The following is a 22,828-nucleotide window of genomic DNA, read 5'->3' as shown; positions in this document are numbered from 1 at the left end:
GGCCCACGCCTGACCGGAGAGGAGAGTTGGATGAGTGCACGTCGTATTTGGCTGACCGGCGCCAGCAGTGGCCTCGGCGCCGCCCTGGCGCAAGCGCTGCTGAGCAGCGGAGCGCGGGTGGCGTTGAGCGCGCGCAGTGTCGAGCCGCTGCGGGCACTCGCCGCACGCTACCCCGACCGGGCGCTGCTATTGCCCGGGGACCTGACCCGCAGCCAGGACGTGCGCCAGATCGGCGAGCGCATCGCCCAGGCCTGGGGCGCGCTGGACACGGTGATCCTCAACGCCGGCACCTGCGAATACGTGGACGCCCGCCAATTCGACACTACGATCATCGAGCATGTGGTGCGCACCAACCTGCTGGCCAGCAGCTATTGCGTCGAAGTCGCGCTGCCGTTGCTACGCGCCGGTACCTCACCGCACCTGGTGGGCATCGCCAGCACCGTCACCTACCTGGCGCTACCGCGCACCGAAGCCTGCGGCGCAACTCGGGCCGGGATGCGCTACCTATTCGATTCGCTGGAAGCCGAATGGGCACCCGAGGGCATCGATGTCACCTTGGTCGGCCCCCGGTTTGTCGATACCGTGCCATCCCCGCCCAACGCCTTCCACTTGCCGCTGGACTGGCCCGCCGACAACGCCGCACGGCACATCCTCGAAAAACTCGCAGGCCGGCCACGGGAAATAGCCTTCGCAGCCCTGGACATGGCCCAGTTGTGGCCGCTGGCCAGGCAGCCAAACCCTGCGGGACTGGCGATCGGGAAACGCATCCAGCGTAGCCCGGCGCCGATCAAGGACAGCCCCTGAGGCACCCCAGACCCCGCACCAAACCCGCGCGCCAGACACCTCGAAGGCACACTCGCGCACCACTGTCTACAGGCCCAACAGCCCTGAAAATGGCCAAAACGCGGCAAAACTTATAGCAATGCGACATTAAGGTACGTTCGTACCACTGTTTAAGCCTCGGTTGCCCTGAGCATCTTGTGTTAGGCATGGCGCCTGCTTAAGTGTCGGCAGGCCGACTCACGAGGTCGCCCTCTCTTAAAAAATGACAACAAATCATGAGGCCACCATGCTTAAACACGCCGTCATTCCGTTCCTCGTTGGCGCAAGCCTGCTTGCCAGCGCTCCTTTTGCCCAGGCAGCCACCAATTTGGTGTTCTGCTCCGAAGGCAGCCCCGCTGGCTTCGACCCGGGCCAATACACCACCGGAACCGACTTCGACGCCACGGCCGAGACCATGTTCAACCGCTTGAGCCAGTTCGAGCGCGGCGGCACCGCGGTGGTGCCCGGCCTGGCCACCCGCTGGGACATCTCCGAAGACGGCCTGAGCTACACCTTCCACCTGCGCGAAGGCGTCAAGTTCCACACCACGCCCTACTTCAAGCCGACCCGCACTTTCAACGCCGACGATGTGCTGTTTACCTTCAACCGCATGATCGACAAGGACATGCCGTTCCGCAAAGCCTACCCCACCGAGTTCCCGTACTTCACAGACATGGGGATGAACACCAATATCAAGAACATCGAGAAAATCGACGACCTGACCGTCAAATTCACCTTGGGCAGCGTCGATGCCGCGTTCATCCAGAACATGGCCATGAGCTTTGCCTCGGTCCAATCCGCCGAATACGCCGCCCAACTGCTCAAGGATGGCAAGCCCGGTGAGATCAACCAAAAACCCATTGGCACGGGGCCGTTCGTGTTCAAGAGCTACCAGAAGGATTCCAACATCCGCTACACCGGCAACAAGGACTACTGGAAACCTGAAGACGTGAAGATCGACAACCTGATCTTCGCCATCACCACCGACCCCTCGGTACGCATCCAGAAGCTCAAGAAAAACGAATGCCAGATCACCCTGTTCCCGCGCCCCGCCGACCTCAAGGCCCTGAGTGAAGACAAAGCCCTGAAAATGCCGCACCAGGCTGGTTTCAACCTGGGTTACATCGCCTACAACGTGATGCCCGTGCTCAAAGGCCGTACCGACGCCAACCCGCTGGCCAAACTCGAAGTGCGCCAGGCAATGGACATGGCGGTGAACAAGCAGCAGATCATCGACTCGGTGTACCAGGGCGCTGGGCAACTGGCGAAGAACGCCATGCCCCCCACCCAGTGGTCCTATGACGACACCATCCAGGACGCCCCCTACAACCCCGAGAAAGCCAAGGAACTGCTGAAAAAAGCCGACATCAAGGAAGGCACCGAAATCACCCTTTGGGCCATGCCGGTGCAGCGTCCGTACAACCCCAACGCCAAGCTGATGGCCGAAATGCTGCAATCGGACTGGGCCAAGATAGGCCTCAAGGTCAACATCGTCAGCTACGAGTGGGGCGAGTACATCAAGCGCTCCAAGGGCGGCGAGAACCAGGCCATGATTATTGGCTGGAGCGGCGACAACGGTGACCCGGACAACTGGCTCAACGTACTGTTCGGCTGCGACTCCCTGGGCGGCAACAACTTCTCCAAGTGGTGCGACAAACCCTACGACGCCATCATCAAACAGGCCAAGGCCACCTCCGACGTCGCCAAGCGCACCGAGCTGTACAAGCAGGCGCAACACCTGCTCAAAGATGCAGTCCCCTATACGCCGATCGCCAACTCGACGGTGTACCAACCCATGCGCACCACCGTGCAGGACTTCAAGATCAGCCCGTTTGGCCTGAACTCCTTCTACGGTGTCAGCGTCAGCAAATAAGGCCCGGCCACGGCGGCGTCCATGACACCGCCGTGGTTTTGCCCACCTCGCCGCTAGGAATTTACTTACGTCCGCATCGTTTGCGAACTACTGCGACATTCCAAGGCGAGTCGCCTTTTCCTACACGACTTTCAGGCCTATTCGCATTTACGGTTCTGTCTTCGGCTCCTACCGTCGTCGCACGGCAATCGTGTGCTGTTGGCCCGGGACCTGCCGTACGCGTTGATTCGGGAGCAGCAATGTCCGTCTTCCCCCACAGGGGCGCCGGAACATTGCTCACTACATAAAAAAACAAGAGGGACCGTCATGCGTCATTCCTTGCTGTTATCCGTACTCCTGGGCACCGGCTTACTGGCTGGGGCTGGGGCCAGCCAAGCCGCCGGCAAGAGCCTGGTGTTCTGTTCCGAAGGCAGCCCGGCCGGCTTCGATACCGCGCAATACACCGCCGCCACCGACAACGACGCCGCCGAGCCGCTGTACAACCGCCTCGTGGAATTTGAAAAAGGCGCCACCAGCGTCGTACCTGGCCTGGCAACACAATGGGATATTTCCGACGACGGCCTGATCTATACCTTCCACCTACGTGAAGGCGTCAAATTTCACACGACCAAATACTTCACTCCTAGCCGCGAGTTCAACGCCGACGACGTGCTGTTCACCTTCAACCGCATGCTCGATCCCGACCACCCCTTCCGCAAGGCCTACCCCACCGAGTTCCCGTATTTCAACGGCATGAGCCTGAACAAGAACATCGCCCGCGTAGAAAAAACCGGGCCGCTGACCGTGGTGATGACCCTCAACTCGGTGGACGCCGCGTTCGTGCAGAACATCGCCATGAGCTTCGCCTCGATTCTCTCCGCCGAATACGCCGAACAACTGCTCAAGGCCGGCAAGCCCAGCGAGATCAACCAGAAACCCGTCGGCACCGGGCCCTTCGTGTTCCAGCGTTACCAGAAGGATTCGCAGATCCGCTACGTGGGCAACAAACAGTACTGGGACCCGGCCCGGGTCAAGCTCGACCAGTTGATCTTCGCCATCAACACCGACGCCTCGGTGCGCGTGCAAAAACTCAAGGCCGGCGAATGCCATGTCACCCTGCACCCACGCCCGGCCGACATCGACGCCCTCAAGGCCGACCCCAAGCTGCAGGTGCTGACCAAACCCGGTTTCAACCTCGGCTACATCGCCTACAACGTGCGCCACAAACCCTTCGACCAACTCCAGGTACGCCAGGCCCTGGACATGGCGGTGAACAAGCAGGGGATTCTCAACGCCGTGTACCAGAGCGCCGGGCAACTGGCGAGCAACGCCATGCCGCCCACCCAGTGGTCCTACGACGACACCGTCAAGGACGCCGCCTTCGACCCGGAAAAAGCCAAGGCCCTGCTCAAGGCCGCTGGGGTCAAGGAAGGCACCGAAATCACCCTCTGGGCCATGCCCGTGCAACGGCCCTACAACCCCAACGCCAAGCTGATGGCCGAGATGCTGCAAAGCGATTGGGGCAAGATCGGGCTCAAGGTCAAGATCGTCAGCTATGAGTGGGGCGAGTACGTCAAGCGCACCAAGAATGGCGAACACGACATCAGCCTGATCGGCTGGACCGGCGACAACGGCGACCCGGACAACTGGCTCGGCACCCTCTATAGCTGCGACGCCATTGGCGGCAATAACTACTCCATGTGGTGCGACGCCGAGTACGACAAGTTGGTCAAGCAAGCCAAGCTCGTCACCGACCGCGAACAACGCACCGTGCTCTACAAACAGGCCCAGCAACTGCTCAAGCAGCAGGTGCCGATCACCCCCATCGCCCACTCCACGGTCAACCAACCGCTGAGCACCAAGGTCCAAGGGTTCCTCGTCAGCCCGTTCGGGCGCAACGTTTTCTCCGGCGTCAGCGTCACCCCTTAAATCTTTCACCGAACCAAGAGGGCGGGTTTTCCCGCCCTCGCGCAAACGTGCTGCCCGAATTCGGTGAAAGAGCAGCCCACCGGCGTTTGCGCTGCCTTGCAACAGTGCCACCCCAATAGCCGCGTCGCCCAAAAAAGACCGGCATTACAAAAAAAGAAAGAAAGGAGTTTTACCCATGAAACCGAGCAACACCGCGATACTCGCCCTGGCCATCGCCAGCATCACCGCCAGCGCCCACGCCGAAAGCGTCAGCCAGGCGTTCATCCCCACCCAGCTCAACAGCAGCAACGCCCAGGATGAGGCCAAGGGCTTCGTCGACGGCCAGAGCCTGAGCGGCCAGACCCGCAACTGGTATTCCAACGAACTGCTACGCCGCGGCGCGACCTTCACCTATGAACGACACGGCCAGGAACGCACCACGCCACGCCGGATCAACTGGCTACAAGGCACCATCCTCAACTACAGCTCAGGTTTCACCCAAGGCACGGTCGGTGTCAGCACCGAAGTGGCGGCCTACAACGTGGTGGCGCTGGACCGCGAGCGCAAACACATCGTCGGCGGCGGCAACCGCACATTGGCGGATTCCAACGGCGACGCGGTGGAGCAGTGGAGCAAGCTGGGCCTGGCCAACGTCAAGTTCCGCGTGGGCAACACGACCCTGACCGCTGGCCGGCAGAACGTCAGCACGCCCATCGTCGACGTCATCGGCAACCGCGCCCTGCCGTCGAGCTTCCAGGGTGTGAGCCTCAACAGTGCGCCGTTCAACAACCTGAGCTTCGACGCCGGCGTCTTCGACCGCGTGTCCCCGCGTACCGAGCAGAGCCTGAGTAAATTCCGCAGCGAGTACACCGCCAGCGCGGCGGTGGAAACCGACAAAGTCAGCGTCGCGGGCCTGAACTACCAGCCCATGGAAAGCCTGAAGACCAGCCTCTACGCCTCCAACGTCGAAGACTTCTGGAACCAGTACTACTTCGGCGCCACCCACAAACTGGGGGACAGCGCAGTGCTGGGCCTGACCACCGGGCTGAACTATTACAAGACCGTCGACACCGGCAACAAGAAAATGGGTGACATCGACAACGACACCTATTCCCTGTCCCTGGGCCTGGCCCACCAGGCCCACAGCCTGACGTTCTCCTACCAGCAAGTGAACGGCAACGAGTACTTCGACTACCTGCACGAAACCAACGGCATCTACCTGGCCAACTCCCTGACCTCCGACTTCAACGGCCCCAACGAGAAATCCTTCCAGGTCGCCTACGGCCTGAACATGGCCGAATACGGCGTGCCGGGGCTCAAGCTCAACCTCTACCAGGCCCGCGGCTGGGGCATCGATGGCACTCACTACAAAGGCACCGCCTACAAGGTGAACAATCAGGATGGCGAAACCCACTATGAGTACGGCGTCGGCGCCTCTTATGCGATCCAGGACGGCCCGCTCAAGGACACTGCCATCCGAGCCACCTACGTCACCCACCGCGCCAGCAAACAGCAATCGGACGGCAACCTGAACGAGTTCCGCCTGGTCACCACCATTCCCTTCAACATTCTCTAAGGCACCGATTGCCGGGCGGTTTCAGGCTGAATCCGCCCAGCAGGCTACCCTGGTTCCATTGATCGAGAGGATCACCGATGAACCCCATCCCTATAAGAGCAGCCATTGCGGCCGCCCTGCTGAGCATCACGACCAGCGCCTGGGCCAAGCCGCTGGTGGTATGCACCGAGGCCGCCCCGGAAGGCTTCGACATGGTGCAGTACACCACCGCCGTCACCGCCGATGCAGTGGCCGAGACCCTGTTCAATCGCCTGGTGGACTTCAAGCCCGGCACCGTGGAGGTCCGCCCGGCCCTGGCCGAATCCTGGGACATCAGCCCGGACGGCCTGAGCTACACCTTCCACCTGCGCAAAGGCGTGAAGTTCCACACCACCGGCTACTTCAAGCCCAGCCGCGAGTTGAACGCCGACGACGTGCTCTGGAGCTTCCAGCGCCAGCTTGACCCCAAACACCCGTGGCACGCCAAATCCACCACCGGGTTCCCATATTTCGAGAGCATGGGCTTCAAGGACCTGCTCAAGAGCGTCGAGAAAATCGACGCGCACACCGTGGTGTTCAACCTGACCCGCCGCGAAGCACCGTTTTTGGCCAACATCGCCATGGCGTTTTCCTCGATCTACTCGGCCGAGTACGCCGACCAGTTGCTCGAGGCCAACAAGGCCGGCGACCTCAACAGCAAGCCCATCGGCACCGGCCCCTTCATCTTCCAGCGCTACGACAAGGACGCCCAGGTACGCTTCAAGGCCAACCCCGAGTACTTTCGCGGCAAGCCGCCGGCCGATCCGCTGATCCTCGCCGTAACGGTAGACAGCAACGTGCGCCAGCAAAAGCTCAAAGCCAACGAATGCCAGGTGGCGCTGTACCCCAAGCCTGACAACGTGCCGGCGATCAAGGCCGACCCGAACCTAAAGATCGCCGAACTGGCAGCGATGACCACCGCCTACATCGGCATGAACACCACCCGCCCCTACTTGAATGACGTGCGCGTGCGCAAGGCCATCGATATGGCCTTCGACAAACAGGCCTATGTCAACGCGCTGTTCGGCCCGGGCAATGCACTGGTGGGCGTCAACCCCTACCCGCCGACGCTGCTGGGCTACAACCACGCCATGCAAAACCCGCCCCACGACCCGGCCAAGGCCCGCGCCCTGCTCAAGGAGGCCGGGGTGCCCGACGGCACCGTACTGACCCTGTTCACCCGCAACGGCGGCGGCCCCACCAACCCCAACCCAATGCTCGGCGCGCAGATGATGCAGGCCGACCTGGCCAAGGTCGGGATCAAGCTCGACATCCGCGTCATGGAGTGGGGCGAGATGCTCAAGCGGGCCAAGAACGGCGAACACGATATGGTGTCTGCTGGTTGGGCGGGCGATAACGGCGACCCGGATAATTTCCTGACGCCTATGCTCAGTTGCGAAGCGGCCAAGAACGGCGAAAACTACGCCCGCTGGTGTAACGACAAGTTCCAGGCGTTGCTGGACCAGGCTCGGGAAGAAACCGACCCCGGCGCCCGAGCAGCGCTCTATGAACAGGCCCAGGTGATCTACCACCAGGACCAGCCATGGATCAGCATGGCGCACACCACAATGTTCACGGCCATGCGCAAGAACGTCGAGGGCTACCACATCAGTCCCTTGACCACGAACAACTTCGCCACCACCCAGGTGAAGTAGAAAAAAGCCCCCGGCATCGTGACCTGAACGATGCCGGGTAGCCGAACCGGCCGATGAGGAACACCACACGATGTTTAGTTTTATTGCCCGCCGATTGGGACTGTTGATTCCCACCTTCTTCGGCATCACGTTGCTGACCTTCGCCCTGATCCGCATGATCCCGGGCGACCCCGTCGAAGTGATGATGGGCGAACGCCGGGTCGACCCCGAAATGCACGCCCAGGCCATGGAGCGCCTGGGCCTGAACAAGCCCTTGTATGCGCAGTACCTGGACTACATCGGCAAGCTCGCCCAGGGCGACCTCGGTGAGTCGCTGCGCACCCGCGAAAGCGTGTGGACCGAGTTCAGCGCGCTGTTCCCCGCCACCCTGGAACTGTCCATGGCCGCCCTGCTGTTCGCCGGCATCCTCGGCCTGCTGGCCGGCGTGGTGGCGGCGCTCAAGCGCGGCTCGCTGTTCGATCACGGGGTGATGGGCATTTCGTTGACCGGCTATTCCATGCCGATTTTCTGGTGGGGCCTGATCCTCATCATGTTCTTCTCCGTGAGCCTGGGCTGGACTCCGGTGTCCGGGCGCATCGACCTGCTGTACGACATCGAGCCGCGCACCGGCTTCATGCTCATCGACACCCTGCTGGCCGACGACACCGACGCCTTTTTCGATGCGCTGCACCACCTGATCCTGCCCGCCATCGTGCTGGGCACCATCCCGCTGGCGGTGATCGCGCGCATGACCCGTTCCTCGATGCTTGAAGTGCTGCGCGAAGACTACATCCGCACCGCCCGCGCCAAGGGCCTGTCGCCGGCGCGCGTGGTGTTCGTCCATGGCCTGCGCAACGCGCTGATCCCGGTGCTCACGGTGTTCGGCCTGCAAGTGGGCACCCTGCTGGCCGGCGCGGTGCTGACCGAAACCATTTTCTCCTGGCCGGGCATCGGTAAATGGCTGATCGAAGCCATCGGTGCCCGGGACTACCCCGTGGTGCAAAACGGCATCCTGCTGATCGCCTGCCTGGTGATCCTCGTCAACTTCGTAGTGGACATCCTCTACGGTTTTGCCAACCCACGCATCCGTCACCAGCGCTGAGAGCCTATCCATGACCCTACAAACTCCCCCGGTCGCTGTGGACCAAAGCCTGCTGTACCCCTCCGTGTACAAAGAATTCTGGCAAGCCTTCGCCAAAAACAAAGGCGCCGTCGCCGGCCTGCTGTTCATGCTCCTCGTGGTGTTCTGCGCACTGTTCGCACCCTGGGTCGCGCCCCATGACCCCAGCGAGCAGTACCGCGAATTCCTGCTCACCCCGCCGGCATGGCTGGAGGGCGGGCAGATGCAGTTCCTGCTGGGCACCGATGAGCTGGGCCGCGACCTGCTGTCGCGCCTGATCCAGGGTTCGCGCCTGTCGCTGCTGATCGGCTTGTCGTCGGTGGTGATGTCTATGATCCCGGGTATCCTGCTCGGGCTGTTCGCCGGGTTCTTCCCGCGCCTGCTCGGCCCCAGCATCATGCGCCTGATGGACATCATGCTGGCCCTGCCGTCCCTGCTGCTGGCCGTGGCGATCGTCGCCATCCTCGGCCCTGGCCTGATTAACACCGTGATCGCCATCGCCATCGTCTCGCTACCTTCCTATGTGCGCCTGACCCGCGCGGCGGTGATGGGCGAGCTGAACCGCGACTACGTCACCGCCGCCCGCCTCGCCGGGGCCGGCCTGCCGCGCCTGATGTTCATCACCGTGCTGCCCAACTGCATGGCGCCGCTGATCGTGCAGGCCACCCTGAGCTTTTCCTCGGCCATCCTCGACGCTGCGGCCCTGGGCTTCCTGGGCCTTGGCGTACAACCGCCCACCCCGGAGTGGGGCACCATGCTGGCCTCGGCCCGCGACTACATCGAACGCGCCTGGTGGGTGGTAAGCCTGCCGGGCCTGACCATTTTGCTCAGCGTGCTGGCAATCAACCTGATGGGCGACGGCCTGCGCGATGCGCTGGACCCGAAACTCAAGAACGCCGCCTGAGGAGATGCCCATGTCACTGCTCGCAATCAAGAACCTCAATGTGCGCTTCGGCGACAAACAGGCCGTACCCGTGGTCGATGGCCTCGACCTTCAAGTCGATAAAGGCGAAGTGCTGGCCATCGTCGGCGAATCGGGTTCGGGTAAATCCGTGACCATGATGGCGCTGATGGGCCTGATCGACGCCCCCGGCATCGTCACCGCCGACGCCCTGACCTTCGACGGCAAGGACATGCTCAAGTTGAGCAAGCGCCAGCGCCGGCAAATCGTCGGCAAAGACCTGGCCATGGTCTTCCAGGACCCCATGACCGCCCTCAACCCCAGCTACACCGTGGGTTTCCAGATCGAAGAAGTGCTGCGCCTGCACCTGAAGATGTCCGGCCGGCAGGCACGCCAACGGGCCATCGAGCTGCTGGAAAAAGTCGAGATCCCCGGCGCCGCCAGCCGCATGGACGCCTACCCGCACCAACTCTCCGGCGGCATGAGCCAGCGGGTGGCCATCGCCATGGCGATTGCCGGCGAACCCAAGCTGCTGATCGCCGACGAACCCACCACCGCCCTGGACGTGACCATCCAGGCGCAAATCATGGAGCTGCTGCTGGCCCTGCAAAAAGAACAGAACATGGGCCTGGTGTTGATTACCCACGACCTGGCCGTCGTTGCCGAGACCGCCCAGCGTGTGTGCGTGATGTACGCCGGGCAAGCGGTGGAGGTGGGCCAGGTGCCAGGGCTGTTCGACGTGCCCGCGCACCCCTACAGCGAAGCCCTGTTGGCGGCGATCCCGGAACACAGCATGGGCGCCTCGCGCCTGGCCACGCTGCCGGGGATCGTCCCCGGGCGCTACGACCGCCCGCAAGGTTGCCTCTTGTCACCGCGCTGCCCCTACGTGCAAGACACCTGCCGCCAGCAACGCCCCGGCCTTGACCCGAAAACCAACAGCCTCGCCCGCTGCTTCTACCCCTTGAACCAGGAGGTGGCGTAATGGCCGTCGTTCTTACCGCCCGCGACCTGACCCGTCACTACGAAGTCTCCCGGGGCCTGTTCAAGGGCACCGCCCTGGTACGCGCCCTCAACGGCGTGTCCTTTGAACTGGAGGCCGGCAAAACCTTGGCCGTGGTCGGCGAGTCGGGCTGCGGCAAATCCACCCTGGCCCGGGCCCTGACCTTGATCGAGGAGCCATCCTCCGGCTCACTGAAAATCGCCGGCCAGGAAGTCACCGGCGCCGACAAGGCCCAGCGCAAGCAACTGCGCAAAGACGTGCAGATGGTGTTCCAGAGCCCTTACGCCTCGCTCAACCCCCGGCAGAAAATCGGCGATCAACTGGCCGAACCGCTGCTCATCAACACCCGGCTCTCGGCCGCCGAACGCCGTGAAAAAGTCCAGGCGATGATGAAGCAAGTAGGCCTGCGCCCCGAGCATTACCAGCGCTACCCGCACATGTTTTCCGGCGGCCAGCGCCAACGCATCGCTTTGGCGCGGGCGATGATGCTGCAACCCAAAGTGCTGGTGGCAGACGAGCCGACCTCGGCGCTGGATGTGTCGATCCAGGCCCAGGTGCTGAACCTGTTCATGGACTTGCAACAGCAATTCAACACCGCCTACGTGTTCATCTCCCACAACCTGGCGGTGGTGCAGCACGTGGCCGATGACGTAATGGTGATGTACCTCGGCCGGCCGGTGGAAGTCGGCCCCAAAGAGGCCATCTACGCACGGCCGCTGCACCCCTACACCCAAGCGCTGCTATCGGCCACGCCCACCATTCACCCGGACCCGAACAAACCCAAGATCAAAATCGTCGGCGAGTTGCCCAACCCCCTCAACCCACCGCCCGGCTGCGCCTTCCACAAGCGCTGCCCGTATGCGACGCCGCTGTGCAGCCAGGACGAACCGGCCCTGCGCACCCTGGATAACCGCCAGGTCGCCTGCCATTACGCCGAGCAGTTCGTGGCCTAGTACACCGCCCACAAACAAAAACCCCCGCCTCAGAACCTGAGGCGGGGGTTTTTGCTTATGGCATGCGCTGGCCCTGTGGGAGCGAGCCTGCTCGCGATGAAGCCAGCCGATCCAGCCACTGGCTCACCGGCGTCGGATCGCCGCCCGGACCAAGCGCCCACAAAAAGCGCCTCTCACAAAAGCTGCTTAGTGGTGCTCGCGGGTAGCGCGGAATTTCACGTCCGGCCAGCGCTCTTCCATCAGCGCCAGGTTGACCCGGGTCGGGGCCAGGTAGGTGAGGTGGCCGCCGCCGTCGATGGCGAGGTTTTCCACAGCCTTGACGCTGAACTCTTCGAGCTTCTTCTTATCGCTGCAATCGATCCAGCGCGCCGACCACACCGTGATCGGCTCGTAGGCGCATTCGACCTTGTATTCCTCTTTCAAGCGGCTGGCGACCACATCGAACTGCAGCACACCGACGGCACCGAGGATGATGTCGTTGCTGCGCGTAGGGAAGAACACCTGGGTCGCGCCCTCTTCGGCCAGTTGCTGCAAGCCCTGACGCAATTGCTTGGACTTGAGCGGGTCCTTGAGGCGCACGCGGCGGAACAGCTCCGGGGCGAAGTGCGGGATGCCGGTGAAGCTCAGGGATTCGCCTTCGGTGAAGGTGTCGCCGATCTGGATGGTGCCGTGGTTGTGCAAGCCGATGATGTCGCCGGCAAAGGCCTCTTCCAGTTGCTCGCGCTCGGAGGAGAAAAAGGTCAAGGCGTCGCCGATGCGCACATCCTTGCCAGTGCGCACATGGCGCATCTTCATGCCTTTTTCGTACTTGCCCGAGCAGATGCGCATGAACGCGATGCGGTCGCGGTGCTTGGGGTCCATGTTCGCCTGGATCTTAAACACGAAACCGCTGAACTTTTCTTCCACCGGCTCCACGGTGCGCTCGTTGGCCACCCGCGCCAGCGGCTTGGGCGCCCAATCGACCACGGCATCGAGCACATGGTCGACCCCGAAGTTGCCCAGGGCCGTGCCGAAGAACACCGGGGTCAGTTGGCCGTCCATGAACTCCTGCTGGTTGAACGTGTGGCAGGCGCCCTGCACCAGTTCCAGTTGCTCGGTGAAGCGCTCGTACTCGTCACCCAAGTGGGCGCGGGCTTCATCGGAATCGAGCTTCTCGATGATTTTCACTTCGGTGCGCTCATGCCCGTGGCCGGCGGTGTAGACGATGATGTAGTCGTCCGCCAGGTGGTACACACCCTTGAAGTCGCGGTAGCAGCCAATCGGCCAGGTGATGGGCGCGGCCTTGATCTTGAGTACCGCTTCGATCTCATCGAGCAATTCGATGGGGTCGCGGATATCACGGTCGAGTTTGTTGATGAAGCTGACGATGGGCGTGTCGCGCAGGCGGCACACGTCCATCAGCGCAATGGTCCGTGGCTCTACGCCCTTACCGCCGTCGAGCACCATCAGCGCCGAGTCCACCGCCGTCAGGGTGCGGTAGGTGTCTTCGGAGAAGTCTTCGTGGCCCGGGGTGTCGAGCAGGTTGACCATGTGGTCGCGATACGGGAACTGCATGACCGACGTGGTAATGGAGATACCCCGTTGTTTTTCCATTTCCATCCAGTCGGAGGTGGCATGGCGGTCGGATTTACGGGATTTGACCGTACCAGCAACGGCAATCGCCTTGCCCATCAGCAAGAGCTTCTCGGTGATGGTGGTTTTACCCGCATCCGGGTGGGAAATAATGGCGAAAGTGCGGCGTTTCGCGACTTCGGCGGCCTGTTTGGTCATGGGAAATCGCCTGGCAGGTGATTCAAAAAAGGGCGGCGAGTATAGCCTAAAGCGCACTCGGCCGACCACCGTCGGGCCCAGCGGCGATGTCACAGAGGTGGCTAAATGCTGTCAAGTGTGGAACCTTTTAAAAGGTAGAGACGTCCACTCCCCTGCTACTCGTTTCGATCAGGGGCTGAAAAATCAGCAAGTTAGCCTGACGAGGCTGCGCTCATGGTTCGACCTCATGCCGTTTTGCCGGCATTGGCGAACTGCTCTTCGCGAACGTATTACCCGGCAGCCAGGAATGGCATGCCACACGGGGCTGCGCTCGCCGACTGAAATAAAGGAGTCCGCCTGTGGCTATTCGCTATGGCAAAGGGCTAATAGGAGGTGCGGCGGTCATCGCCCTCCTGGCCCTGCTGATCCACTGGATCGGCGTCGATACGATCGACCATTACCGCGACGATTTGTTGTTCTACCTGCAAGCTCATTTGGTGCTTGTCCTCGTCTCCATGCTCGCCGCCCTGCTCGTGGGCATTCCCGCCGGTATCCTGCTCAGCCGGCCGACCATGGTCGGGCGCGCAGAACGCTTCATGCAGATCTTCAACATCGGCAACACCGTCCCGCCCCTCGCCGTACTGGCCATCGCCCTGGGTATCCTGGGCATCGGCAGCGGCCCCGCGATCTTCGCGCTGTTCCTCGCCTCCTTGCTGCCCATTGTGCGCAACACCTACGAAGGCCTGAAAAACGTCCAGGGCTCCCTCAAGGAAGCCGCGGTCGGCATCGGCATGACCCCGCGCCAGGTGCTGTGGCGGGTGGAATTGCCCAACGCCGTGCCGATCATCATCGGTGGCGTGCGGGTGGCCCTGGCGATCAACGTCGGCACCGCGCCCCTGGCATTCCTGATCGGTGCCAACAGCCTGGGCAGCCTGATTTTCCCCGGCATTGCCCTGAACAATCAGCCGCAATTGCTCCTGGGCGCGGCGTGCACCGCCCTGTTGGCCTTGCTGCTCGATGGCCTGGTGACCCTGGCCAGCCGCCTCTGGCTGGAACGCGGTCTGCGACCGTCTTAAGCCTCGGCAAAGGAAAACCTATGAAAAAGCTAAGTTTGATACTGGGCTGCGTCCTGCTGTTGGCCGGCGTTGCCCAAGCCGCCGAAAAACCGGTGATCCGCATCGGCGCGCGGGTGTTCACCGAACAGACCCTGCTGGCCGAAATCACCTCCCAATACCTGCGCACCCTGGGCTACGACACCCGCGTCACCGGCGGGCTGGGCAGCAGCCTGGCGCGCAGTGCCCAAGAAAGCGGGCAACTGGACCTGATCTGGGAATACACCGGCGTCTCCCTGGTGGCCTACAACCACGTCACCGAAAAACTCGGCCGCGAACAGGCCTACGCCCGGGTCAAGGCCCTGGATGCCAAACAGGGTTTGGTCTGGCTCGCGCCGTCCAAGTTCAGCAACACCTACGCCCTGGCGCTGCCGCAAGAGGTCGCTGAGCAATACCCGCACATCAACACCATCAGCGACCTGACCCGCGCCCTGGCCGAGAACACCCGGGAAAACCGCCTCATCGCCCTGGACACCGAGTTCACCCACCGCTCCGACGGCATGGCCGGCATGGTCGAGCTGTACCAGATGAACCTGACCCGCAAGAACACCCGGCAAATGGACGCGGGGCTGGTCTACACCGCGCTGCGCAACGGCCAGGTATTCGGTGGGCTGGTCTACACCACCGACGGGCGCCTCAACGCCTTCAAGTTGAAGCTGCTGGAAGACGACCTGCATTACTTCCCCGACTACACCGCCGCCCCCGTGGTGCGCCAGCAATACCTCGATGCCCAGCCGCAACTGGCCGAACAACTCAAGCCCCTGGCCGCGTTGTTCGATGACGAAACCATGCGCCAGCTCAACGCTCGCGTGGACGTCGACCACGAAAGCCCATCGGCCGTTGCCGCAGATTTCCTGCGCCAGCACCCGATCAACTAAGGAGGAAAAGCCATGGAATTTCTCAACGCCTTTTCCCACCTGGACTGGCCGCTGGTCCTGCACCTGACCTGGCAGCACATCACCCTGGTCGGGGTCGCCGTGACCCTGGCAATCCTGGTCGGCGTGCCTCTGGGCGTCATCATGACCCGCTATCCGTCACTGGCCGGGCCGCTACAGGCCAGCGCTACGGTGCTGCTCACCGTGCCGTCCATCGCCCTGTTCGGCCTGCTGCTGCCGTTCTACTCCAAGTTCGGCCAGGGCCTGGGCCCGATGCCGGCGATCACCGCGGTGTTTTTGTACTCGCTGCTGCCAATCATGCGTAACACCTACCTGGCCCTTACAGGCGTGGAACCGGGCATCCGCGAAGCCGCCCGCGGCATCGGCATGACCTTCAGCCAGCGCCTGCGCATGGTCGAGTTGCCCATCGCCGTGCCGGTGATCCTCGCCGGGGTACGTACCGCCGTGGTGATGAACATCGGCGTGATGACCATCGCCGCCACCATCGGCGCCGGTGGCCTCGGTGTCCTGATTCTCGCTTCCATCAGCCGCAGCGACATGTCGATGCTGATCGTCGGCGCCTTGTTGGTCAGCCTCCTGGCCATCTTCGCCGACCTGCTTTTGCAATGGCTGCAACGCTCGCTGACTCCAAAAGGATTGCTCAAATGATCGAACTCCAGAACCTGACCAAGACTTTTCAAAGCAACGGCAAGACCGTGACCGCTGTCAACGACGTCAGCCTGACCGTCAACGAAGGCGAAATCTGCGTGTTCCTCGGCCCCTCGGGTTGCGGCAAAAGCACCACGCTAAAAATGATTAACCGCCTGATTACGCCCACCTCGGGCAAGATCCTGATTAATGGCGAAGACACCACCGGCCTTGACGCCGTGACCCTGCGCCGCAGCATCGGTTATGTGATCCAGCAGATCGGCCTGTTCCCCAACATGACCATCGAGGAAAACATCGTGGTCGTGCCCAAGCTCTTGGGCTGGGACCCACAAAAATGCCGCGACCGCGCCCGCGAGTTGATGAGCATGATTAAGCTCGACCCCAAGCAGTACCTGCACCGCTACCCCCGCGAGTTGTCGGGCGGGCAGCAACAGCGCATCGGCGTGATCCGCGCCCTGGCGGCCGACGCCCCGCTGCTGTTGATGGACGAACCTTTCGGCGCGGTCGACCCGATCAACCGCGAGATGATCCAGAACGAGTTCTTCGAGATGCAGCGTGCCCTGGGCAAGACCGTCATCATGGTCAGCCACGACATCGACGAAGCCATCAAGCTGGGCGACAAGATCGCCATCTTCCGTGGCGGCAAGCTGATCCAGATCGACCACCCGGACACCCTGCTCGCCCACCCGGCGGACGAATTCGTCAGCAACTTCGTCGGCCAGGACAGCACCCTCAAGCGCCTGCTGCTGGTCAAGGCCGAAGACGCCGCCGACAACGCGCCGTCCGTGAGCCCCGACACCAGCGTGGCCGATGCCCTGGAACTGATGGACGAACACGACCGCCGCTACGTGGTGGTGACCTGCGCCGACAACAAGGCCCTGGGCTACGTGCGCCGGCGCGACCTGCACCGCCAGGCCGGCACCTGCGCCCAATACCTGCGCGAATTCAACGCCACCGCCGCGTTCGACGAACACCTGCGCATCCTGTTGTCGCGCATGTACGAGTTCAACCGTTCATGGTTGCCGGTGATGGACGCCGAACGCGTGTTCCTCGGCGAAGTGACCCAGGAATCGATTGCCGAGTACCTGAGCTCGGGTAAATCCCGAGGCGGCAAGACCAGCATCGTTTCACCGGCCGACACCGCGCTGGCCTGAGCCAAGCCGTCGCCGCCCCCGAGCGGGCGGCGACGGTACTGCACCGCTAAGTGTTCTTCCCGTTCGGGTTGCACTTAGCGTCCCCCTCCAACTTCATGATGACGTCATGGGCCACATAGGGCCGGCGGGGCTCCAGGCTCCAGGTCGGCTTGTTCAGCGCAATGTCCGGTGAGTCCAGGTGGCAAGCCAATTGGCGGCGCATGCTGCCGCCCATGCGGTCGAAGTTCCACTCCCGATTGGGGTCATTGGCCGCCAGGTTCGCCAGCTCCGCATACACCGCATCGGTCTTGCCGACCCCAGCCTTGCGCGCGCAATCGGTGGGCGTCACCACCAGCGAACTGATGGTGCCCAACACCGGCTCTTGGTAGTTGTCGGTCCATTCCACCCGCTCGATGTACTTGTCGCATGAACGCGGGTCCACAGGTTGCGCCGCCGTGGGACCCTGGTCGCCATCGCGATAGGTAAAGGTGGCCTCTTCAGCGGCGGTCCTGGGCAACTCCACGTGGATAACCGGCTTCCAGGTATTGCCTTGCTCCAGCCATCTGCGCTGGTCGTCTTGGGCCAGTTCCCGGGCCTTGAACACCCGGTCGTCGGAATACACCACGCCCACTTGGCTGACATAGATGAACGCCATGATCGGTAGCTGTTTATAGGTCTTGTTCACTTCCAGGGCCGGGGCCAGCGGTGCATCGAAAAACGGCCGGTTAGCGCCCCAATCCCGGTTCCAATATTTATTGTCGGGCCAAGTCTTGAGGCGCAACTCAGTTTGGGTAACTTGGGCGTCGACTTTATCGGCCGGGTCATTGGCCAACAACTTGCGTGCCTCGACAAAGGTATTAAACGCATCGGCCTTATTGTAAGTACCAAAATAATCCGCCGTGGTATCGAAACCGCATTCAAACTTATGAGAGGTCAGCCCCGGGTGCGTCGGCTGCCGGTGAAAGTGGTCCAGCCAAGCCTTGGCATTACTCACTCCCAACTTCTGGCAATAATCTTCGGTCACCCCGAGGCTATTGCCATTTTCCAAATAGTCACCACAGCCGTTATTACTTCGGTTACCCGTCCAGGAATCAATAGGGAATGCACACAGCACGGTGACTTTGAACTGCGTCTTTTCATTAATGAAGTCGTTAGGCGTCAGCGCAAAGCCGTTATATTTATCCAGGCCCAGGCCGTCATAGCTGGTATCGGTGCGCAGGTAGGAAACCGAGGTGCCGCCATTGGACAGGTTCGGCGCGCCCCATCCCCCGGCCTCCAGGCTATGGGAATAGGGGCTTGGGTCCCAAGGCAGGTAGCTTTGTTTGCTGGCAATACCGCGCAAAATGATGCCGGAACACTCAGACGCCAACCTGCCACTGCCGCAATCACGGGCCGTGAAGTTATACAGGTATTTCATCTGGCTCGCCGTATCCGTACCGGGGCTGGCATATACCCAGGTTGAACTTACCAACGCGCCATACATCAGTAGTGCAGGAGTGCTTATTCTTTTACCGTTCATAACAAGTTCCTCAACGCCGTCAAGTAGTGAGTTCAGCCACATAAGCCTCAGCCAAAACTATCAGGCATAAAAACCCACAGCCCGCAACTCACGAGAACCCAATAACAAACATTCACAAACCGCCAGATTGTTTTACTCAGTCAATTTGCACCCTGAGTATTAGTGACACCGCGCACCCTGGCTACTGTCAGAAGTTACAGTTCGGCGCCTTTTTTTATATTAATTATGGATAGTTGGCGCATCCAACATCACCAGACAAACTAATGAGAAAAGGCCACCAGCCCTGAGTGCCCACGCCTACGTTGGGCTGTTGCAGGGAACGACTGCCTGTCACGCCGGTCGGTTAAAACAGGCTGGTGCCACGGTGCCGGACGCCACCGTGCAAAACCGCGACATTTTTTGTTGATCTCAAACCCCTCACGCCCTAAAGTTCGCGCCGAACGTCCATGCTGGAAACGATCCATCCGGCTCAAGTACTGACGACGAGACAGCAAGGCCAAGGGCAGCCACGCCGCCCATGGCCTTTTTGCTTTCGGCGACATGCCTTGGGAAGTAGGCGAACCAAAGTGGGGATACGGAGGACGTTCATTTGCACCCATTGATTACTAACGTTTGCCACTAGGAGTTCCCAGCATGTCGATCAACGTCGAAGACTATTTCGCGCGCGATACCTTCCAGAAAATGAAGGCCTTCGCCGACCAACAAGAAACCCCGTTCGTGGTGATCGACACCGCGATGATTAGCCAGGCCTACGACGACCTGCGCGCCGGTTTCGAATTCGCCAAGGTCTACTACGCGGTCAAGGCCAACCCGGCCGTCGAGATCATCGACCTGCTCAAGGACAAGGGTTCGAGCTTCGACATCGCCTCGATCTATGAGCTGGACAAAGTGCTGGGCCGCGGCGTCAGCGCCGACCGCATCAGCTACGGCAACACCATCAAGAAATCCAAGGACATCCGCTACTTCTATGAGAAGGGCGTGCGCCTGTACTCCACCGACTCCGAAGCCGACCTGCGCAACATCGCCAAGGCCGCGCCCGGCTCCAAGGTTTACGTGCGCATCCTCACCGAAGGCTCGACCACCGCTGACTGGCCTTTGTCGCGCAAGTTCGGCTGCCAGACCGACATGGCCATGGACCTGCTGATCCTCGCCCGCGACCTGGGCCTGGTGCCGTACGGCGTGTCGTTCCACGTGGGCTCGCAGCAGCGCGACATCAGCGTCTGGGACGCGGCCATCGCCAAGGTCAAGGTGATCTTCGAGCGTTTGAAAGAAGAAGACGGTATCGAACTCAAGCTCATCAACATGGGCGGCGGCTTCCCGGCCAACTACATCACCCGCACCAACAGCCTGGAAACCTATGCCCAGGAGATTATCCGTTTCCTCAAGGAAGACTTCGGCGACGACCTGCCAGAAATCATCCTGGAACCGGGCCGTTCGCTGATCGCCAACGCCGGCATCCTGGTCAGTGAAGTGGTGTTGGTGGCCCGTAAGTCGCGCACCGCGGTCGAGCGCTGGGTGTACACAGACGTCGGCAAATTCTCCGGCCTGATCGAAACCATGGACGAAGCCATCAAGTTCCCGATCTGGACCGAGAAAAAAGGCGAAATGGAAGAAGTGGTGATCGCCGGCCCAACCTGCGACAGCGCCGACATCATGTACGAGAACTACAAGTACGGCCTGCCGCTGAACCTGGCCATCGGCGACCGCCTCTACTGGCTCTCCACCGGCGCCTACACCACCAGCTACAGCGCGGTGGAATTCAATGGCTTCCCACCGTTGAAGTCGTTCTATATGTAAGACGTTGTACACCACACCTAAAAAAGCCCGTGAATTTCACGGGCTTTTTTTATGGCCAGCGAATTTTCCCAACCTCCCCCGATAACATTCCCCCTCCACTCCACAAAAGGACTACGACAAACAAGACACTGAACCCCTACCTAATACGCTCAACTAAATATCTGAAAACTTTTCCGTTACAAATACATAAACTGAAATTCTTTTAAATTTATCCTCCAGCAAATCCGCGACTACCTTTGATTTTGTAAACCACTCATTCAAAGGTAATCACATGCTAAACAACCAAGCTTTAAAAGAAATAGAAAACATTTCAGCAGAAAACTTTAATCAGCTGACCCAGGACTACGTAAAAGCCACCGCAGGAAAGTTACCCGGCGTTACTCGCGCCCCTGGGTTGCTGGTGACTAACGACGACATCCGAAAAATCAAACGCTATATAAAAGTAGCGTTGGAACTCCCCACCGACACTGGGGAGATCGAACAAAGGTTTCACTACGACACACTCGATGTCGCGGGCCTCAAATCAGCAGACATGCAAGTGCTGTACAAGACCATCAATGACCATGCCCATACATGGGACAGTATTGAAAAGAACATGAGGACCGTGGGCTCTGACCTTCACATATTTGCCGAAAACTTTACGACGAGTTGCGATGCAATCACCACCTATCTGAAAAGCTTGCCGAGCTACCTGGAAGCAACAGGCAAAGTTGGCGACCTCTCTCCCGAGGAGATCGATAAACTACCGGAACTGCGCATTAAGGAAAATGAACAACACCGGCTTCTACCGCTTGCCGAACTCGTCAATGATTTGAAACAAGTGATAACGCAACACAGCCAAAGCACTAAAACCGTAAAAGCAGAAATCGAAACATTCAACACCGAAATACAAAATAAAATCAGCCCGACTCTGGCTAGAAAAATCGCCTTGAGTTCCAGTCGCCTGACCGATGATAAAGCCATCGAACTGAACAGGAGGCTGGATGTCCTTAAAGAGCGAATTGAAGAGAAAAGCGCCGAAGCCCAAAAGCACAGCAGTGACAAGTGGTGGGGATTGTTTGGCGGCGCAGTAGGTCTTCTCATTACCAGTACAATTTTCGGAGGTAAAGCCACCGAAGCCAGAAAAGAAGCGGAGGCCCTAACCGCCGATAAGTTCGAGCTCGAAAGAGAGATCAAAGTACACGACAGCATACTTGCTTTGCTGCGCGAGCAAGAAACCCATCTGCAAGACCTCCAACTGAGAGTCAACCACGCCGCCAGCGGCTCGAGCAACCTGGCAAGCCTATGGGCCCTGATCGAGAACTACGTGCGCACCTCCAGCAGCCAGCTGGATGGCGTAACCAATGCCATGTTCCTGGTGGCATTCGTTAGCCGCCTTAACCAGATGAAGAACAACTGGGCCTCGATAAAAACCCACGCCTTCGACTTGTTGACCGCCTTCAACAACGTAGTGGAAGAACAGTAACACTCAATTAACCCATGCCTCTAAGGCGACTATTCAACACCATCACCCTGATAAAACGCGAGAACCTTATGACGATCAAAAGTATTGATACCACCTTCAAATATCCAACCCCCGACCTGGCTAGCATGTATGCAAGCAAAATCGAAATCCAAAATAAAATCAGATCTTTGAGCACTATTTATCTTCCGGTCCTGGCAGAAGAGCTAGAGAGTTTCAGGCAGGAATTGAACAACACCGACAAACACCTATTGGACATGCTCACCATCGCCCCTTCGTTCTTGGAACACGATCAAGTAAGCGAGCTGTACAACACTGTCGTAACGCTGGAAAGTGGCACGCCTTCCGAGCAACAGAAAGAAGCAGCGGCATCGCTCTACGCCGAAATCCAACGCCTGACCAATGCAAGCCTATCCTCGATCAAGCCCCAATCTGCCGTCCTAAACAATGCGTTACATAACCTCAAGGCAGTCACCCTTACCAATAATGACTTCCAAATCAAAGAACTCGAAAAAGACATCGCTGCCCAGACTCCACGCCAGGAACAACTAGTAAAAGCCATCGAGGAGCTGGAAAGTGACGAACTTGGCCTGAATGAGGCAAGGCGGCGGCAAAAACTGAGTGCAACACCTGACCTTTCCGGTACGGTGCTGCCCCTATGTCCTATTCCGAACTCAGCGTTGAAGAACGCGCCACCATTCAAATCGGCAATGCCCAAGGCTTCAGCC

At 60.4% G+C, this 22,828-nt stretch carries 18 protein-coding genes; 16 read left to right on the top strand and 2 right to left on the bottom strand.

Translation table 11 applies throughout. From position 1 onward, the window contains the following. The first annotated feature begins 30 nt into the window (after positions 1-30). The 9 genes from AC19YR_RS22155 to AC19YR_RS22115 all read left to right on the top strand — a co-directional run bounded on the left by AC19YR_RS22155 (position 31) and on the right by AC19YR_RS22115 (position 11,784). Positions 31-804: an SDR family NAD(P)-dependent oxidoreductase gene (locus tag AC19YR_RS22155; protein WP_500600157.1), complete on the top strand. Its 774-nt coding sequence runs from the start codon at positions 31-33 to the stop codon at positions 802-804. Positions 805-1,069: 265 nt separating this feature from the next. Then, entirely contained in the window at positions 1,070-2,695 is a 1,626-nt protein-coding gene (locus tag AC19YR_RS22150; protein ID WP_095105968.1) for an ABC transporter substrate-binding protein, read from the top strand. Between the two features lie 306 nt (positions 2,696-3,001). Beyond that, complete coding sequence (locus tag AC19YR_RS22145) at positions 3,002-4,603, top strand: ABC transporter substrate-binding protein (protein WP_500600155.1); 1,602 nt, start codon at positions 3,002-3,004, stop codon at positions 4,601-4,603. Positions 4,604-4,778: 175 nt separating this feature from the next. Continuing rightward, positions 4,779-6,158, top strand: coding sequence for an OprD family porin (locus AC19YR_RS22140; protein WP_500600153.1), 1,380 nt, complete (start codon positions 4,779-4,781; stop codon positions 6,156-6,158). 77 nt (positions 6,159-6,235) lie between these two features. After that, positions 6,236-7,831 (top strand): ABC transporter substrate-binding protein, encoded by a 1,596-nt coding sequence (locus tag AC19YR_RS22135; RefSeq protein WP_500600151.1) that lies wholly within the window; start codon positions 6,236-6,238, stop codon positions 7,829-7,831. Positions 7,832-7,901: 70 nt separating this feature from the next. Next, complete coding sequence (locus AC19YR_RS22130) at positions 7,902-8,912, top strand: ABC transporter permease subunit (protein ID WP_095105962.1); 1,011 nt, start codon at positions 7,902-7,904, stop codon at positions 8,910-8,912. A gap of 10 nt (positions 8,913-8,922) precedes the next feature. Continuing rightward, the gene (locus AC19YR_RS22125; protein ID WP_095105960.1) at positions 8,923-9,834 is read left to right on the top strand and encodes an ABC transporter permease subunit; all 912 of its coding nucleotides are present in this window, start codon (positions 8,923-8,925) and stop codon (positions 9,832-9,834) included. Between the two features lie 10 nt (positions 9,835-9,844). Beyond that, the gene (locus AC19YR_RS22120) at positions 9,845-10,813 is read left to right on the top strand and encodes an ABC transporter ATP-binding protein (protein ID WP_095105959.1); all 969 of its coding nucleotides are present in this window, start codon (positions 9,845-9,847) and stop codon (positions 10,811-10,813) included. Next, positions 10,813-11,784: a peptide ABC transporter ATP-binding protein gene (locus tag AC19YR_RS22115; RefSeq protein WP_095105957.1), complete on the top strand. Its 972-nt coding sequence runs from the start codon at positions 10,813-10,815 to the stop codon at positions 11,782-11,784. Before AC19YR_RS22120 ends, AC19YR_RS22115 begins: the two co-directional genes overlap by 1 nt. A gap of 186 nt (positions 11,785-11,970) precedes the next feature. Here the strand turns inward: AC19YR_RS22115 and AC19YR_RS22110 are convergent, their stop codons facing one another. Continuing rightward, positions 11,971-13,554, bottom strand: coding sequence for a peptide chain release factor 3 (locus AC19YR_RS22110; RefSeq protein ID WP_095105955.1), 1,584 nt, complete (start codon positions 13,552-13,554; stop codon positions 11,971-11,973). A gap of 338 nt (positions 13,555-13,892) precedes the next feature. Here AC19YR_RS22110 and AC19YR_RS22105 point away from each other — a divergent pair, with 338 nt between their 5' ends. The 4 genes from AC19YR_RS22105 to AC19YR_RS22090 are packed head-to-tail and all read left to right on the top strand — an operon-like array spanning position 13,893 to position 17,343. Further along, complete coding sequence (locus AC19YR_RS22105) at positions 13,893-14,609, top strand: ABC transporter permease (RefSeq protein WP_095105953.1); 717 nt, start codon at positions 13,893-13,895, stop codon at positions 14,607-14,609. Between the two features lie 20 nt (positions 14,610-14,629). Continuing rightward, complete coding sequence (locus AC19YR_RS22100) at positions 14,630-15,523, top strand: glycine betaine ABC transporter substrate-binding protein (protein ID WP_095105951.1); 894 nt, start codon at positions 14,630-14,632, stop codon at positions 15,521-15,523. A gap of 12 nt (positions 15,524-15,535) precedes the next feature. After that, the gene (locus tag AC19YR_RS22095) at positions 15,536-16,189 is read left to right on the top strand and encodes an ABC transporter permease (RefSeq protein WP_500600148.1); all 654 of its coding nucleotides are present in this window, start codon (positions 15,536-15,538) and stop codon (positions 16,187-16,189) included. Next, entirely contained in the window at positions 16,186-17,343 is a 1,158-nt protein-coding gene (locus AC19YR_RS22090) for an osmoprotectant ABC transporter ATP-binding protein OsmV (RefSeq protein ID WP_095105949.1), read from the top strand. The genes AC19YR_RS22095 and AC19YR_RS22090 overlap by 4 nt, the downstream gene beginning before the upstream one ends. Before the next feature lie 46 nt (positions 17,344-17,389). On the opposite strand, the gene AC19YR_RS22085 is transcribed toward AC19YR_RS22090, so the two are convergent. After that, entirely contained in the window at positions 17,390-18,841 is a 1,452-nt protein-coding gene (locus AC19YR_RS22085; protein ID WP_500600145.1) for a DUF2599 domain-containing protein, read from the bottom strand. 633 nt (positions 18,842-19,474) lie between these two features. On the opposite strand from AC19YR_RS22085, the gene AC19YR_RS22080 reads away from it, so the two are divergent. The 3 genes from AC19YR_RS22080 to AC19YR_RS22070 form a co-directional block, all read left to right on the top strand. Continuing rightward, positions 19,475-20,638 carry a type III PLP-dependent enzyme gene (locus tag AC19YR_RS22080; RefSeq protein ID WP_095105947.1) on the top strand — a complete coding sequence of 388 codons (1,164 nt, stop codon included), beginning with the start codon at positions 19,475-19,477 and terminating at the stop codon, positions 20,636-20,638. Between the two features lie 271 nt (positions 20,639-20,909). Further along, entirely contained in the window at positions 20,910-22,103 is a 1,194-nt protein-coding gene (locus AC19YR_RS22075; RefSeq protein WP_095105946.1) for an alpha-xenorhabdolysin family binary toxin subunit A, read from the top strand. 68 nt (positions 22,104-22,171) lie between these two features. Beyond that, the coding region (locus tag AC19YR_RS22070) for a hypothetical protein (RefSeq protein WP_500600144.1) at positions 22,172-22,828 on the top strand (657 nt) is incomplete at its 3' end.

This window comes from Pseudomonas sp. MF08817, from assembly GCF_059862705.1.
The sequence above is the reverse complement of the archived record's forward strand: the minus strand, read 5'-3'. Positions and strand labels throughout refer to the sequence as shown.

Excerpts from the sequence above, each read along its gene's own strand:
- AC19YR_RS22155 (WP_500600157.1), top strand. The coding sequence starts at position 31 with ATGAGTGCACGTCGTATTTGGCTGACCGGCGCCAGCAGTGGCCTCGGC.
- AC19YR_RS22150 (WP_095105968.1), top strand. The coding sequence starts at position 1,070 with ATGCTTAAACACGCCGTCATTCCGTTCCTCGTTGGCGCAAGCCTGCTT.
- AC19YR_RS22145 (WP_500600155.1), top strand. The coding sequence starts at position 3,002 with ATGCGTCATTCCTTGCTGTTATCCGTACTCCTGGGCACCGGCTTACTG.
- AC19YR_RS22140 (WP_500600153.1), top strand. The coding sequence starts at position 4,779 with ATGAAACCGAGCAACACCGCGATACTCGCCCTGGCCATCGCCAGCATC.
- AC19YR_RS22135 (WP_500600151.1), top strand. The coding sequence starts at position 6,236 with ATGAACCCCATCCCTATAAGAGCAGCCATTGCGGCCGCCCTGCTGAGC.
- AC19YR_RS22130 (WP_095105962.1), top strand. The coding sequence starts at position 7,902 with ATGTTTAGTTTTATTGCCCGCCGATTGGGACTGTTGATTCCCACCTTC.
- AC19YR_RS22125 (WP_095105960.1), top strand. The coding sequence starts at position 8,923 with ATGACCCTACAAACTCCCCCGGTCGCTGTGGACCAAAGCCTGCTGTAC.
- AC19YR_RS22120 (WP_095105959.1), top strand. The coding sequence starts at position 9,845 with ATGTCACTGCTCGCAATCAAGAACCTCAATGTGCGCTTCGGCGACAAA.
- AC19YR_RS22115 (WP_095105957.1), top strand. The coding sequence starts at position 10,813 with ATGGCCGTCGTTCTTACCGCCCGCGACCTGACCCGTCACTACGAAGTC.
- AC19YR_RS22110 (WP_095105955.1), bottom strand. The coding sequence starts at position 13,554 with ATGACCAAACAGGCCGCCGAAGTCGCGAAACGCCGCACTTTCGCCATT.
- AC19YR_RS22100 (WP_095105951.1), top strand. The coding sequence starts at position 14,630 with ATGAAAAAGCTAAGTTTGATACTGGGCTGCGTCCTGCTGTTGGCCGGC.
- AC19YR_RS22095 (WP_500600148.1), top strand. The coding sequence starts at position 15,536 with ATGGAATTTCTCAACGCCTTTTCCCACCTGGACTGGCCGCTGGTCCTG.
- AC19YR_RS22090 (WP_095105949.1), top strand. The coding sequence starts at position 16,186 with ATGATCGAACTCCAGAACCTGACCAAGACTTTTCAAAGCAACGGCAAG.
- AC19YR_RS22085 (WP_500600145.1), bottom strand. The coding sequence starts at position 18,841 with ATGAACGGTAAAAGAATAAGCACTCCTGCACTACTGATGTATGGCGCG.
- AC19YR_RS22080 (WP_095105947.1), top strand. The coding sequence starts at position 19,475 with ATGTCGATCAACGTCGAAGACTATTTCGCGCGCGATACCTTCCAGAAA.
- AC19YR_RS22075 (WP_095105946.1), top strand. The coding sequence starts at position 20,910 with ATGCTAAACAACCAAGCTTTAAAAGAAATAGAAAACATTTCAGCAGAA.